Below are 12,909 nucleotides of genomic sequence, written 5' to 3'. Positions count from 1 at the left end.
TCGTACAGGCAAACGCGCCGGATCAGGCCGGCCAGAAAAAAGTCAGGCGCGCCAACGCCAACGGGCCAGGGCCTTGATGACTTTCATCCAGAGTTTGCCGGGTGCCACCACGATGGAATCTCTATCAGGGGGGGATTGATCGTCCGACATTAGCTCAGTGGCCGAATCTAAGCAACCAGGCAGCAGCGCGCGCAGGTCATCGATCACCAGCGCGGGCGACTCCTCGCTGATCGGGCGGCCATGGTTGTAGCCGTAGCTGAGCGCCACGCACTGCACCCCTGCCGCCCGGGACGCCAGCACATCACTGCGCGAGTCGCCCACGAACAGCGCCTGGGCCGGCGCCACGTTGGCCATCTGCATCACGAACAGCAATGCGGCGGGGTCGGGTTTCTTCTGCGGCAGGGTGTCGCCGCCGATGATCCAGCGAAAGTATCGCCCGATCTTCATCTGGTCCAGCAAGGGGGCGACGAAGCGCTCCGGCTTGTTGGTGATCAAGGCCATTTCCACGCCCTGCTTGTGCAGCCACTTGAGGGTGTCACGCACGCCGGGGTAGACCACCGTCAATTCATGGTTGTCGGCATAGGCCTGCATGAACAGCTCGAGCCCGCGCGCGGCCTCATCGTCGTCCACCCCGGCATGCTCGATGCTGCCGGCCAGGGCGCGGCGCACCAGCACCTGCACGCCATTACCGACCCATTCGCGCACGGCGGCGACACCGGCGGGCTGGCGCCCCATTTCGAGCAGCATGTGATCCACGGCGGCCGCCAGGTCCGGCACCGAATCGATCAGGGTGCCATCCAGGTCGAACATCACCAGCTTGGGCAGGCCCCCGGGGAACAGCTGCTCGAAGCCGCTCATGGGCGGGCCAGGGCCAGTTCGGCGTGCATCCTGGCGATCACCTCTTTGTAGTCCGGGGCATTGAAGATCGCCGAGCCGGCCACGAAGGTGTCGGCGCCAGCAGCGGCGATTTCACGGATATTGTTGACGTTGACCCCACCGTCGATCTCCAGGCGGATATCACGCCCGCTGGCATCGATCAGCGCGCGGGCTTCGCGCAGCTTGTCGAGGGTGGCCGGAATGAACTTCTGGCCGCCAAAGCCCGGGTTGACGCTCATGAGCAGGATCATGTCGACCTTGTCCATCACGTACTTGAGCGCATCCAGCGAGGCAGCCGGGTTGAACACGAGGCCCGCCTTGCAGCCGCCGTCACGGATCAGCTGCAGCGAGCGATCGACGTGCAGGGTGGCGTCGGGGTGGAAGGTGATGTAGGTGGCGCCGGCTTCGATGAAGTCGCCGATGATGCGGTCCACCGGGGTGACCATCAGGTGTGCGTCGATCGGCGCGGTCACGCCGTACTTGCGCAGGGCGCTGCACACCATCGGACCGATGGTAAGGTTGGGAACGTAGTGGTTGTCCATCACGTCGAAGTGGACGATGTCGGCGCCGGCTTCGAGCACCTTGTCGACTTCTTCGCCCAGGCGGGCAAAGTCGGCTGAGAGGATGGAGGGGGCAATAGCGTAGGGCTGCATGGCGCACCTGTTGGGCAGAATCACGGTGGCGCGCATTGTACCTCAGGCAAACCGTCAGGGGCTGACTGGCATCAAGCCTGGATCAGGATCGGTGGTGCCCACTTCGCCGGCAAGGCCGGCTCCTACAGGAGCCAGCCCTGCCGGCGAAGGGTCGTCTGTTTCAGCCCGGCTGTTGGGTACGCAGCTTCTCGCCACGCCCGCGCAGCCATTCCAGGGTCAGCAACAGCACCACCGAGAACGCGATCAGCAAGGTCGCCGCTGCAGCAATGGTCGGGCTCAGGTTCTCGCGGATACCGCTGAACATCTGGCGTGGCAGCGTGGCCTGCTCCGGCCCGGCGAGGAACAGCGTCACCACCACCTCGTCGAACGATGTCGCGAAGGCGAACAGGGCCCCCGAGATCACACCCGGGGCGATCAGCGGCAGGGTCACCCGGCGGAACGTGGTGACCGGCGAGGCGCCCAGGCTGGCCGCAGCCCGTACCAGGTTGTGGTTGAAGCCTTGCAGGGTGGCCGACACCGTGATGATCACGAACGGTACACCCAGCACCGCATGCACCAGAATCAGCGAGGTGAAGCTGTTGCCCAGGCCCAGCGGGGCGAAGAACAGGTAGCTGGCCACACCGATGATCACCACCGGTACTACCATCGGCGAGATCACCAGCGCCATCACCAGCGATTTGCCGGGGAAGTCGCCACGGGTCAGGCCGATCGAGGCCAGGGTGCCGAACACCATCGCCAGCAGCGTCGCCGCCGGGGCCACGATGATGCTGTTCTTGAGGGCGCGCATCCACTCGGCCGAACCGAAGAAGTCTTGGTACCACTGCAGCGAGAAGCCTTGCAGCGGATACACCAGGAAGCTTCCCGAGTTGAACGACAACGGGATGATCACCAGTACCGGCAACACCAGGAACAGCAGCACCAGCCCGCAAAGGATGCGCAAACTGTAGTACCAGACCCGTTCGACGGGCGACATGTAAGGGCTCAGCATGACAACGCTCCTCAGCTCAGACGCAGGCGGCTTGCGCCAACCAGCCAGCTATAGATCAGGTACAACAGCACGGTGGCCAGCAACAGCAACCCGCCCAGCGCGGTGGCCATGCCCCAGTTGATGCTGGTGTTGGTGTAGAAGGCGACAAAGTAGCTGACCATCTGGTCGTTCGGGCTGCCCAGCAGTGCCGGGGTGATGTAGTAGCCGATCGCCAGGATGAACACCAGCAGGCAGCCTGCGCCGACGCCGGCATAGGTCTGCGGCAGGTACACCCGCCAGAAGCTGGCGAACGGATGGCAACCCAGGGAGATCGCCGCACGCATGTAGGTCGGGGAAATGCCCTTCATCACGCTGTAGATCGGCAAAATCATGAACGGCAGCAGAATGTGGACCATCGAGATGTACACGCCGGTACGGTTGAACACCAGTTCCATCGGCTTGTCGATCAGCCCCAGCGCCATCAGGCCGCTGTTGATCAGCCCCCCGGACTGGAGCAACACGATCCACGCCGCCACCCGCACCAGGATCGAGGTCCAGAACGGCAGCAACACCAGGATCATCAGCAGGTTGCTCTGCCGGGTCGGCAGGTTGGCCAGCAGGTAGGCCAGCGGGTACGCCAACGCCAGGCAGATGACGGTGATCACCAGGCCCATCCACAGGGTGCGGGCAAAGATGTCGAGGTAGATGGCCTGGTCCGGGGTGGTCGGCGCCAGCTCGCCCAGGTCATCGATACGGTGGTCCACCGAGGCCAGCAGGTAGAACGGCGTCACGCTGCTGGTGTTGCGGCGGATCGCCTGCCAGTAGGCCGGGTCGCCCCAACGCTCGTCCAGCTCCTGCAACGCATCCTTGTAGGATTGCGGCTCGGTCTTGAACGGCAGGGCCCGGGCAGTCTTGGCCAGCAGGCTGCGGTAGCCGGCCAGCTCCATGTTCAGACGCTTGGAAACATCGCCCAGGGTCTGGTTCTTGCGCGATTCGGCGAGGTCTTCGCTGAGGGCCTTGTACACGTTCTCGCCAGGCAGGCTCTTGCCGTCCCATTCAGCCACCGCGGCGACGGTGCGCGGCAAGCCGCCAACCACCTCGGGGTTGCCGACGCTCTTGTACAGCAGCGCGGCGATCGGCACGATGAAAACCAGCAGCAGAAACACTGCCAGCGGTGCGATCAATGCTTTTGCCTTCCAGCGGTTGACGCGTTCAGCACGCGCCAGGCGCTTCTTGAGGTTGGAACCTGCGCCTTCGTTCAGGGGCACTGCGATGGCCATAGCGAACTCCGAAAATCTTGGAAACAAGAGGCGTCAGCACGATGCCGACGCCCCATTGGCACGGCTTACTTGGCCGCCCAGGCGTTGAAGCGTTGTTCCAGCTGCTCGCTGTTGTCAGCCCAGAACACCACGTCGATCTGCACCTGATTGGCGATGTTCTCCGGCGTGGTCGGCATGTCCTTCTTGACCTCATCCGTCAGCAACGCCACGGCCTTGCTGTTGGCCGGACCGTAGGCGATGTTCGAGGAGAACTCCTTCTGCTGCTCGGGCTGGATCGAGAAGGCGATGAACTTCTTGGCGTCCTCGAGGTTTTTCGCGCCCTTCGGAATGGCCCAGGCATCGAAGTCGTAGATACCGCCGTTCCATACCACCTTCAGGTTGCTTTCCTTCTGCACCGCAGCGATGCGACCGTTGTAGGCCGAGCTCATCACCACGTCGCCCGAGGCCAGGTACTGCGGCGGCTGTGCACCCGCTTCCCACCACTGGATGTTTGGCTTGAGGGCGTCGAGCTTCTTGAAGGCGCGGTCCTGGCCTTCCTTGGTGCCCAGCACCTTGTAGACGTCTTTAGGTGCCACGCCGTCGGCCATCAGCGCGAATTCCAGGGTGTACTTGGCACCCTTGCGCAGGCCGCGCTTGCCCGGGAACTTCTGGGTATCCCAGAAATCCGCCCAGCTGGTGGGCGCAGTCTTGAGTTTGTCGGCGTTGTAGGCCATGACGGTCGACCACACGAAGAAGCCCACGCCACACGGCTGGATGGCGCCGGCCACATAGTCGGACTCATCGCCGAACAGGGCCGGGTCGAGCTGCTCGAACATGCCTTCGTCACAACCGCGGGCCAGTTCCGGCGACTCCACCTCCACCAGGTTCCAGCTCACGCTCTTGGTGTCGACCATGGCCTTGACCTTGGCCATTTCACCGTTGTAATCGGCGGGGATGATCTTGCCGTTGCCGGCCTTTTCCCACGGCTCGTAGAACGCCTTGACCTGGGCTGCCTTGTTGGCCCCCCCGAACGCGACCACGGTCAGGTCGGCGGCGATGGCCTGGCTTGCTGCGAACAGGCCCAGGGTCAGAGCGGTCAGCTTCAAGTGTTTGTTCATTATTGTTCTCTCCGCGTTGCTGGGATGGGTGAGGCGATCCTCACTGGGCTTCCAGAATAGGATCGAGTGCGCGACCGTGCTCGACCTCCCAGCCCAGTGGCACCACATCGCCCACGGCCAGGGCCGGGTCGAGTTCGGCGATGGGTTGCTTCACGAAGAAGTCCGCCTTGCCGCACACTTCCAGACGCACCCGCACGTGGTCGCCCAGGTAGATGAATTCGGCCACCCGCCCAGAGAAGCGGTTGACGCAGCTTTCGCTGTGACCGTTCAGGCGCACGCGCTCCGGACGGATCGACAGGGTGACCGGCTCGCCCGGCTGGCCGACGTTGACGGCCAGTGCCTCGACCTTCTCGCCACGGGGCAGCGCCACCAGGCAGCGATCACCGGTCTGGCTGAGCAGACGCCCGTTGATACGGTTGTTCTCGCCGATGAAGTTGGCCACGAAGGTATTCTTCGGCTCTTCATACAGGGTGCGCGGGTCGGCGATCTGCTGGATCTCGCCCTGGTGGAACACGGCCACACGGTCGGACATGGTCAGCGCTTCGCCCTGGTCGTGGGTCACGTAGACAACGGTCACGCCCAGACGCTGGTGCAGGTGCTTGATTTCCATCTGCATGTGTTCGCGCAGCTGCTTGTCGAGGGCGCCGAGGGGTTCGTCCATCAGTACCAGTTGCGGTTCGAACACCAGGGCGCGAGCCAGCGCAACACGCTGCTGCTGGCCGCCGGAAAGCTGGCCGGGGTAGCGCTGGGCGAAGGTTTCGAGCTGCACCATGTTCAGCACGCGCTTGACCCGCTCGCTGATGTCGGTCTTGCTCAGGTTGCGCACGCTCAGCGGGAAGGCCAGGTTCTCGGCCACGGTCATGTGCGGGAACAACGCATAGTTCTGGAACACCATGCCGATGTCGCGCTTGTGCGGCGGCACGTTGTTGATCGAACGCCCGTCCAGCAGGATCTCGCCGGCGGTAGGGGTTTCGAACCCTGCCAGCATCATCAGGCTGGTGGTCTTGCCCGAGCCCGAGGGGCCGAGCAGGGTCAGGAACTCGCCTTTGCGAATATCCAGATTCAGGTCTTTGACGATCAGCGACTCGCCGTCGTAGCTCTTCTGCACACCACGGAAGCTGACCAGCACTTCGCCGGTTGCAGCGTTCGAATTCACCTCACTCATACCTGCACCTTCTTGTTGGATGACTGCTGTGACCCAAGACTAGAGAAGGCAGAAGGTGGCGCAAATCGGGGGTGCTGAGAGAATGCCATCAGCCGGATGGAAACTTGCGGGTAGGGATTGCCCTACAAGGGTGGCGTTTTCAGACACGTTGATAGCCGTGCTGCCCCCTTCGCTGGCAAGCCCGCCCCCACAAGGTTTGTCGGTACACGCCGAACCTGTGGCGGCTGGCTTGCCAGCGAAGGGATCAACCCGATGTCGTTTTTGGAACACTCACACCAGCTTGTGCTCCATCGCATACTTCACCAGCTCGGCCAGCGAAGTCACATTCAGCTTCTGCATCAGGCGCGCCTTGTGGGTGCTGATGGTCTTGTTGCTCAGCGCCAGCTGCTGGGCAATATCGTTGACGTTCGCCCCCTGGGCCAACCGTTCGAACACCGAGAACTCGCGCTCCGACAGCATCGAGTGCAGGGGGCGCGAATCCGTCAGCCCCACCTCGAACACCATGCGGTCGGCCAGGTCCGGATCGATGTAGCGCCCGCCCCCCGCCACCCGGCGAATCGCGGTCAGCAGCAGCGCCGGATCACTGTCCTTGGTCGCGTACCCCGCCGCGCCGATCTTCAGCGCCCGCGCCGCCATCTGCGCTTCGTCATGCATCGACAGCACCAGGATCGCCGGCGGCGCGCTCAACGCGCGAATTCGCGGTATCGCCTCCAGCCCGTTCACCCCCGGCATCGAGATATCCAGCAACACCACCTCGCATTCGGTGTGGCGCAAGGCTTCGAGCAACTGCTCGCCATTGCCGGCCTCGCCCACCACCTGCATGTCCTTGGCCAGGCCGATCAACTGCTTGATGCCCTCGCGCACGATGGTGTGGTCTTCGGCAACCAATACTCGAATCACTGTCAGCTCCTGTCGTTGTTCAGGGGGATGCGTACGCTCAACGTGGTGCCCTCGCCCGGTTCGCTGTCCAGGCGCATGCTGCCGCCCAGCATCAGCACGCGCTCGCGCATGCCCACCAGGCCGAACGAGGTCGGGCGCTGGTCACTCTGCACGAAACCCACGCCGTCGTCGCTGATGGTCAGGCACAGCATCGCACCGTCCAGGCCCAGGTTGATCTGCACAGTATGCGCGTGGGCGTGGCGCATGACGTTGGTCAGGGCCTCCTGCAGAATGCGGAACAGGCTGGTGGCCTTGGCGTCGCTGAGCGGCGGCAGGTTGTCCGGTACCTCGACCAGGCACGGGATCTGCGTGCGGGCCTCGAAACGTCGGGCCTGCCACTCGATGGCCGAGGCAATGCCGGCATCCAGAATCGGCGGGCGCAAGGCCGTGGCGACGTCGCGCACCAGCTGGAACAGCTGCGCGATCAGGCGCTTCATGCTGCCCAGGCGCTCGTTCAGGCCCGGGTCCAGCCCGGCATAGGCCAGCTCGCACATCGAGGTTTCCAGCTTGAGCACGGTCAGCATCTGCCCGAGCTCATCATGCACCTCGCGAGCGATCCGCGCTTTCTCTTCCTCGCGCACGCTCTCCAGGTGCGCCGACAGTTCGCGCAGCTGCTCCTGGGAGCGCGCCAGTTCCAGCTCGGCGCGCTTGCTCTGGCTGATGTCCCATACCACCCCGTCCCACACCACGCGGCCGTCGCGCAGATTGCGGGTACTGGCCTTGATGTCGGCCCAGCGCTGCTCACCCTGGCGCGTGACGATGCGGCCCTGCCACGACCAGTCCTGGTCGGTGGCCAGCGCCTGGTCCTGCACGCGGTGATAGTCGGCGCGGTCTTCGCTGTGCACCAGGTTGCGCAAGCCCATGTCCGGGTGCTGCAGTTCGATGGGCGAGTAGCCGACCAGGGCCTCGCTGCCTTCGCTGATATAGGGGAACTCCAGGTCGCCGATCGCCGGGTTACGTTCCAGCCGGAACACCAGCCCCGGCACGTTGCCGGCAATGCCCTTGAGCCGCGCCTCGCTCTCGCGCAGCGCCGCCAGGGCACGGCGGCGCTCGGTGACGTCATTGATGAACACCACCAGGTATTCGGCATCGCGAAAGCGCAAGAAGCTCAACGACACATCCACCGGTACCAGGCTGCCATCGGCGCGCAGGCACTGGGTCTCGAAGCGCTGCGCCGCCTCGTCGCTGGCCCGTGCACGCTTCCACAGGTCCAGCCAGCGGTCCATGTGCAGGTTGGGCTCGATATCGATCAGCGGGCGATCGTTCAGCGCCCCCGAGGTATAGCCGAGCATGCTTTCGACCGCGCGGTTGGCGTAGCGCACATGGCTGTCCCAATGCACCCACAGGATGCCCACGGTGCTCTGGTCGAGGGAGAACTGGCTCAGGCGCAGCGCCTCTTCGCGGGCCAGGCGCTTGGCGATGTTTTCCCGCGCAGCCAGCAGATTAAGTTCCAACTGCTGTTGCTGGCGCCGCTGCCAGATCACGATGAAGACGCAACTGAAGAACAGCGCCGCGAACAGCAACGCCAGGTTCTGCCAGAACCCCGGTGACTCGCTCAGGCGCGGGTAGCGGGGTTGCAGCCAGCGGTTGTGCAACTGCTCCAGGTCCTTGGCCGGGATGGCCTGCAGGCCGACCTCGATGATGTCGGCCAGTATCGGCCAGTCACGCCGCGAGCCCACCCGCAGCAACTGCGGCAAACCGATGTCGCCCACCACCACCAGATCGCTGAATTCGTTCTCGCGCGACAACCGGCTCAACTGCGCTTCATCCAGCACCGCGTAGCGCACCTGCTCGCTGAGCAATAGCTGCAAGGCCTGGCGCTCGGCCGGCACGCCTTGAAGATTCAGGTTGGAATAGGTCGCGCGCAGATAGTCGGCCAGCGAACTGGGCATGCGCACCGCCACTCGCTCGTTTTCGGCGAGCCGCTCCAGGTCCACTGCCATCGAGCCGTTGCGCGGGCCCACGATCAACTGCGGTACGCGCATGTAGGGGTCGCTGAACAACCAGCGACGCAGGCTGGCCGGGGTCTGGGTCAGCCCTGGCGCCAGGTCGATCTCGCCGCCGGCCAGGGCATGCTCGAGCGCGGCCTGGTCGGGGAAGTTGCGCCACGTCAGGTCCAGGTCCAATGCCCTGCCCAGCCAGTTCATCAGCTCGACGTTGACACCCGACAGCTGCTGCAGGCGCCGGTCGAACTGCGCGAACGGAGCCTGCAACACCAGGCCCACCCGCAAGCTGCGGTGCTGGTCGAGCCATTGCTGTTGCGCCGGGGCCAGGCGTACCGCAGCCGGTACGGATGCCTGCTCCGCGTTCGCCATAAAGGGCCAGCACAAGCAGCCGATAAACAACAGGCAGCGCAAACGCATCATCTTGAATCTCGTCAATGAAGGGACCGCCATCGAACATGGCCGTCGTCGACAAATACCATTAGGCTGCCGGTATCACTCTGGCCTGGATCGATCAATGTTCGTACTCAAACGCACGGCGCTTTCGGCGCTATGCCTGTCCTTGATACTACCTTGTACCGCACAAGTTCTGGCGCAGGAAACGCCGGCCGCCGACGCCGATGCCGCGCCGGCCACGCGCCAGGCGCTGCCCGAGCGCAGCCAGGAAGACGCCCAGGCCCTGGAGCGGCAAGTGCCCAAGGACGAGCAGCAAACCCTGCAGGCCGGCAGCGACAGCTTCCTGGCCCTGTGGAAACCTGCCAACACCCCGGCACCCGAAGGCGTGGTGATCATCGTCCCGGGTGCCGGCGAGAGCGCCGACTGGCCACGCACCGTCGGCCCCCTGCGGCGCAAGTTCCCCGATGCAAAATGGGCCAGTCTGAGCCTGAGCCTGCCGGATCTGCTGGCCGAGAGCCCGGTGGCCCGCAAGGAAACCCCGGCACCGCCCCCGCAACCGGACAAGGACGTGAAGGGCGCACCGGCCAAGGCCACGCCGGCCGATGCCAATGCCAACATCGCCCAGGCCACCGCAGCAGAAACCGAAAACAGCGAAAGCGCCGAAGCGCCCGCCAGTACCGATCCGGCGGCCAGTGAAAAGGCCGACGCCGAGCGCATCTTCGCCCGCCTGGATGCCGCCGTCGCCTACGCACAGCAGCAGAACGCACGCGGTGTGGTGCTGCTGGGCAGCGGCAGCGGTGCCTACTGGTCAGCCCGTTACATCAGCGAACGGCAACCGCCGCAGGTGCAAAAGCTGGTGATGGTCGCTGCGCAGAACCCGGCCCGCGTCGAACACAGCCTCGACAGCCTGGCCGCCACGCTCAAGCTGCCGACCGCCGACTTCTACTATGCCAACCAGGCCGGCGCCAGGCAGGCGGCCGTGAACCGCCTGCAGGCCAGCAAGCGACTCAAGGACAGCAGCTACCACCAGGTCGCCCTGACGGCCATGCCCGGCAACCAGGCTGCCGAGCAGGAGCAACTGTTCCGCCGCATTCGCGGCTGGCTGAGCCCGCAAGCGGTCGACTAGAAGCCGCGCCGCTTGCGTACCACCGCGTAGGCCTGATGCAGGTCACGGGTACGCTCGGTGGCGTCGCGCACCTGCGCCGGGCTCGCGCCGCTACCCACCAGTTTGTCCGGATGGTGCCGGCTGAGCAGGCGCCGGTAGGCCTGCTTGACCTGTACAGGCTCGGTCTCGGGTAACACCCCCAGCAAGCGCAGGGCCTCGGGATAGCTGATACCCTGATTGCCCAGGGCCGCCCGGTGCGGCTCGTAGTCGCTGGCCAGTGCCTGCACCCGGGTCGTCGACCAGCCCAGCTGCTGCCCCCACTGCATCAGCAGTTCGCGCTCGTGACGCCCTACCCGGCCATCGGCCCAGACCATGCGCCAGCAGGCACGCAGCAAGCCTTCGGCAGCATGGGGTTGCTGCTTGAGGCGACGCAGGTGCGGGTGCAGGCGCTCGCTGCCGCTCTTGCCCCGGTTGAATGCGGCAATCGCGCGCAGACGTGCCGGTTCGCTCATCTCCAGGCGCTGCATTTCCTGACGCGCCTGCTGGATATGTCCGTCGACCACCCGCCCTTCACTCTTGGCCAGGCGCCCAAGCAGCACGAACAGCACTTCGTCGTCGCGCAGCACCGCGCGCCCGCCCAGACGCTCGCGCAGGTGCGCCCAACTGTGCAGTTGCAGACGGCGGTCCATCGCCTGACCGAGCAATGCCCCCAGCAACGCCCCTGGAATGCTGGCGATGGCAAAACCCGCTCCGGCACCAATCACTGTGCTCGGCCACAACATGTCAGCGGCGCTCGGCGAGCAGGCGCTCGACTTCGGCAAGGCGTTCGAGGGTACCCACATCCACCCACTGGCCAGTGAAATGCTCCCCACTGACCAGGCCCTTGGCCATCGCCTGGCGAAACAGCGGTGCCAGCTTGAAGGCGCCGGCCTGGCAACCGTCGAACAGTTCCGGGTGCAGCACGGCGATCCCGCTGTAGGTCAAGGTCGGCGAAACCGCGTCGGCATCCTTGACCTGCCCGGCCTGCAGGCGGAAGTCACCTTTGCCGTGATGGCCCGGGTTGTCCACCAGCACCAGGTGCGCCAGCCCGGACAGAGACACAGGCAGGCGGCTGAAGTCGTACTCGGTCCAGATGTCGCCGTTGATCAGCGCAAAAGGCGCGTCGCCAAGCAGCGGCAGCGCCTTGTAGATCCCGCCACCGGTTTCCAGTGGTTCGCCTTCGGCGGAATAGCGGATGCTCAGGCCCAGTTGCGCGCCATCGCCCAGGTGCTCTTCGATCTGCTGCCCCAGCCAGGCATGATTGATCACCACCTCGGTGAAGCCCGCCCTCGCCAGGGCGCGCAGGTGATACTCGATCAACGGCACGCCGGCCACCGGCACCAGCGGCTTGGGTGTATGCAGGGTCAGCGGGCGCATGCGCTCGCCCTTGCCTGCGGCCAGAATCATCGCCTTCATGCGCGCGCCCCGCCTGCGGCCTGCAGGCTGTCGATCAGTTCATCCAGCTCGGCCAGCTCAGGGCGGCGGGCGATCACTTCATCTATATAAGCAAAGAACCGCGGCACATCGGCCAGGTAGCGCGGCTTGCCGTCACGGTGGCAGATGCGCGCGAAGATGCCGATCACCTTGAGGTGGCGCTGCACGCCCATCAGGTCGCTGGCACGCTGGAAGTCCTCGAAATCGGCCTGCACCGGTACGCCCAGAGCCTGCGCCCGCTGCCAGTAGTCCTTGAGCCAGCCCTCCACCCGTGCCTGCGGCCAACTGAGGAAGGCGTCCTTGAACAGACAGGTGATGTCGTAGGTCACCGGGCCGTACACCGCATCCTGGAAATCCAGCACGCCCGGGTTGGGCACACTCTGCATCAGGTTGCGCGGCATGTAGTCACGGTGCACCAGCACCTTGGGCTGGGCCAGGGCGCTGTCGATCAGCAGGGTGCTGATGCGTTGCCAGGCCGCCTGCTGCTCATTATTCATCTGCAGGCCCAGTTCACGGCCCACGTACCACTCTGGGAACAGCTCCAGCTCGCGGCGCAGCAGGGCCACGTCATAACTGGGCAACGGCGCCTGCATCGGCAGTTGCTGGAAGGCCAGCAGCGCCTGGATGGCATCGTCGAACAGGCCATCGGCGTTGTCGCTGGTGATCACATCGAGGTAGGTGTGGTTGCCCAGATCACTCAGCAGCAGGAAGCCGCGCTCGAGATCCTGAGCGTGAATTTGCGGCACATTGACCTCGGCGCTGGCCAATAAATGAGCAATTTCCACAAAAGGCCGGCAGTTTTCCTGCGGCGGCGGGGCATCCATCACAATAAAACTGCGTCCTTCGGCGGCCCAGCGGAAGTAGCGGCGAAAGCTCGCGTCGCTGCTGGCAGCGGTCAGGCAGCCCGCTGGAACCGGACCCCAGCCCTGTTTATGGAAAAGATTTGCCAGCTGTTCGGCCAGCCATACATTCAGGTGTTGCAGGCGTACATCATGTTCGGGCATTACATGGGTCT

The 12,909-nt window shown here is 64.7% G+C and carries 12 protein-coding genes; 1 reads left to right on the top strand and 11 read right to left on the bottom strand.

Features of this window, described 5'->3' with window-relative positions; translation table 11 throughout:
* Window positions 1-42: 42 nt before the first annotated feature.
* From V9K84_RS24295 to V9K84_RS24260, 8 genes are all read right to left on the bottom strand, one after another.
* Complete coding sequence (locus V9K84_RS24295; RefSeq protein WP_043863769.1) at window positions 43-858, bottom strand: phosphoglycolate phosphatase; 816 nt, start codon at window positions 856-858, stop codon at window positions 43-45.
* Entirely contained in the window at window positions 855-1,529 is a 675-nt protein-coding gene (rpe, locus tag V9K84_RS24290) for a ribulose-phosphate 3-epimerase (RefSeq protein ID WP_043863783.1), read from the bottom strand. The genes V9K84_RS24295 and rpe overlap by 4 nt, the downstream gene beginning before the upstream one ends.
* Before the next feature lie 160 nt (window positions 1,530-1,689).
* Window positions 1,690-2,517: an ABC transporter permease gene (locus V9K84_RS24285; protein WP_043863768.1), complete on the bottom strand. Its 828-nt coding sequence runs from the start codon at window positions 2,515-2,517 to the stop codon at window positions 1,690-1,692.
* 11 nt (window positions 2,518-2,528) lie between these two features.
* Window positions 2,529-3,776 carry an ABC transporter permease gene (locus V9K84_RS24280; RefSeq protein ID WP_088514307.1) on the bottom strand — a complete coding sequence of 416 codons (1,248 nt, stop codon included), beginning with the start codon at window positions 3,774-3,776 and terminating at the stop codon, window positions 2,529-2,531.
* Window positions 3,777-3,841: 65 nt separating this feature from the next.
* On the bottom strand, window positions 3,842-4,873 hold the full coding sequence (locus V9K84_RS24275) for an ABC transporter substrate-binding protein (protein WP_088514306.1): 1,032 nt from the start codon (window positions 4,871-4,873) through the stop codon (window positions 3,842-3,844).
* A 40-nt stretch (window positions 4,874-4,913) separates the two neighbouring features.
* Window positions 4,914-6,038, bottom strand: coding sequence for an ABC transporter ATP-binding protein (locus V9K84_RS24270; protein WP_043863765.1), 1,125 nt, complete (start codon window positions 6,036-6,038; stop codon window positions 4,914-4,916).
* Window positions 6,039-6,308: 270 nt separating this feature from the next.
* Window positions 6,309-6,938, bottom strand: coding sequence for a response regulator transcription factor (locus V9K84_RS24265; RefSeq protein WP_043863764.1), 630 nt, complete (start codon window positions 6,936-6,938; stop codon window positions 6,309-6,311).
* 2 nt (window positions 6,939-6,940) lie between these two features.
* Window positions 6,941-9,343 carry a sensor histidine kinase gene (locus tag V9K84_RS24260; RefSeq protein WP_043863763.1) on the bottom strand — a complete coding sequence of 801 codons (2,403 nt, stop codon included), beginning with the start codon at window positions 9,341-9,343 and terminating at the stop codon, window positions 6,941-6,943.
* A gap of 94 nt (window positions 9,344-9,437) precedes the next feature.
* Here V9K84_RS24260 and V9K84_RS24255 point away from each other — a divergent pair, with 94 nt between their 5' ends.
* Window positions 9,438-10,442: an alpha/beta hydrolase family protein gene (locus V9K84_RS24255; protein ID WP_088514305.1), complete on the top strand. Its 1,005-nt coding sequence runs from the start codon at window positions 9,438-9,440 to the stop codon at window positions 10,440-10,442.
* Here the strand turns inward: V9K84_RS24255 and V9K84_RS24250 are convergent.
* From V9K84_RS24250 to V9K84_RS24240, 3 genes are read right to left on the bottom strand one after another with little or no spacing between them, the layout of a single operon-like run.
* Window positions 10,439-11,203 carry a TerB family tellurite resistance protein gene (locus tag V9K84_RS24250; protein WP_043863761.1) on the bottom strand — a complete coding sequence of 255 codons (765 nt, stop codon included), beginning with the start codon at window positions 11,201-11,203 and terminating at the stop codon, window positions 10,439-10,441. The genes V9K84_RS24255 and V9K84_RS24250 overlap by 4 nt on opposite strands.
* A gap of 1 nt (window position 11,204) precedes the next feature.
* Complete coding sequence (murU, locus tag V9K84_RS24245; protein WP_088514304.1) at window positions 11,205-11,876, bottom strand: N-acetylmuramate alpha-1-phosphate uridylyltransferase MurU; 672 nt, start codon at window positions 11,874-11,876, stop codon at window positions 11,205-11,207.
* Window positions 11,873-12,898, bottom strand: a complete 1,026-nt coding sequence (locus V9K84_RS24240; protein WP_058541836.1) for a phosphotransferase — start codon at window positions 12,896-12,898, stop codon at window positions 11,873-11,875. The genes murU and V9K84_RS24240 overlap by 4 nt, the downstream gene beginning before the upstream one ends.
* Window positions 12,899-12,909 lie beyond the last annotated feature (11 nt).

Origin of the sequence: Pseudomonas sp. AE27, from assembly GCF_037113495.1 — a bacterium.
Classification (GTDB): domain Bacteria; phylum Pseudomonadota; class Gammaproteobacteria; order Pseudomonadales; family Pseudomonadaceae; genus Aquipseudomonas; species Aquipseudomonas palmensis.
The sequence above is the reverse complement of the archived record's forward strand: the minus strand, read 5'-3'. Positions and strand labels throughout refer to the sequence as shown.

Coding starts and splice junctions, on each gene's coding strand:
- rpe (WP_043863783.1), bottom strand. CDS start 1,529: ATGCAGCCCTACGCTATTGCCCCCTCCATCCTCTCAGCCGACTTTGCC.
- V9K84_RS24270 (WP_043863765.1), bottom strand. CDS start 6,038: ATGAGTGAGGTGAATTCGAACGCTGCAACCGGCGAAGTGCTGGTCAGC.
- V9K84_RS24285 (WP_043863768.1), bottom strand. CDS start 2,517: ATGCTGAGCCCTTACATGTCGCCCGTCGAACGGGTCTGGTACTACAGT.
- V9K84_RS24240 (WP_058541836.1), bottom strand. CDS start 12,898: ATGCCCGAACATGATGTACGCCTGCAACACCTGAATGTATGGCTGGCC.
- V9K84_RS24295 (WP_043863769.1), bottom strand. CDS start 858: ATGAGCGGCTTCGAGCAGCTGTTCCCCGGGGGCCTGCCCAAGCTGGTG.
- V9K84_RS24260 (WP_043863763.1), bottom strand. CDS start 9,343: ATGATGCGTTTGCGCTGCCTGTTGTTTATCGGCTGCTTGTGCTGGCCC.
- V9K84_RS24275 (WP_088514306.1), bottom strand. CDS start 4,873: ATGAACAAACACTTGAAGCTGACCGCTCTGACCCTGGGCCTGTTCGCA.
- V9K84_RS24255 (WP_088514305.1), top strand. CDS start 9,438: ATGTTCGTACTCAAACGCACGGCGCTTTCGGCGCTATGCCTGTCCTTG.
- V9K84_RS24280 (WP_088514307.1), bottom strand. CDS start 3,776: ATGGCCATCGCAGTGCCCCTGAACGAAGGCGCAGGTTCCAACCTCAAG.
- murU (WP_088514304.1), bottom strand. CDS start 11,876: ATGAAGGCGATGATTCTGGCCGCAGGCAAGGGCGAGCGCATGCGCCCG.
- V9K84_RS24250 (WP_043863761.1), bottom strand. CDS start 11,203: ATGTTGTGGCCGAGCACAGTGATTGGTGCCGGAGCGGGTTTTGCCATC.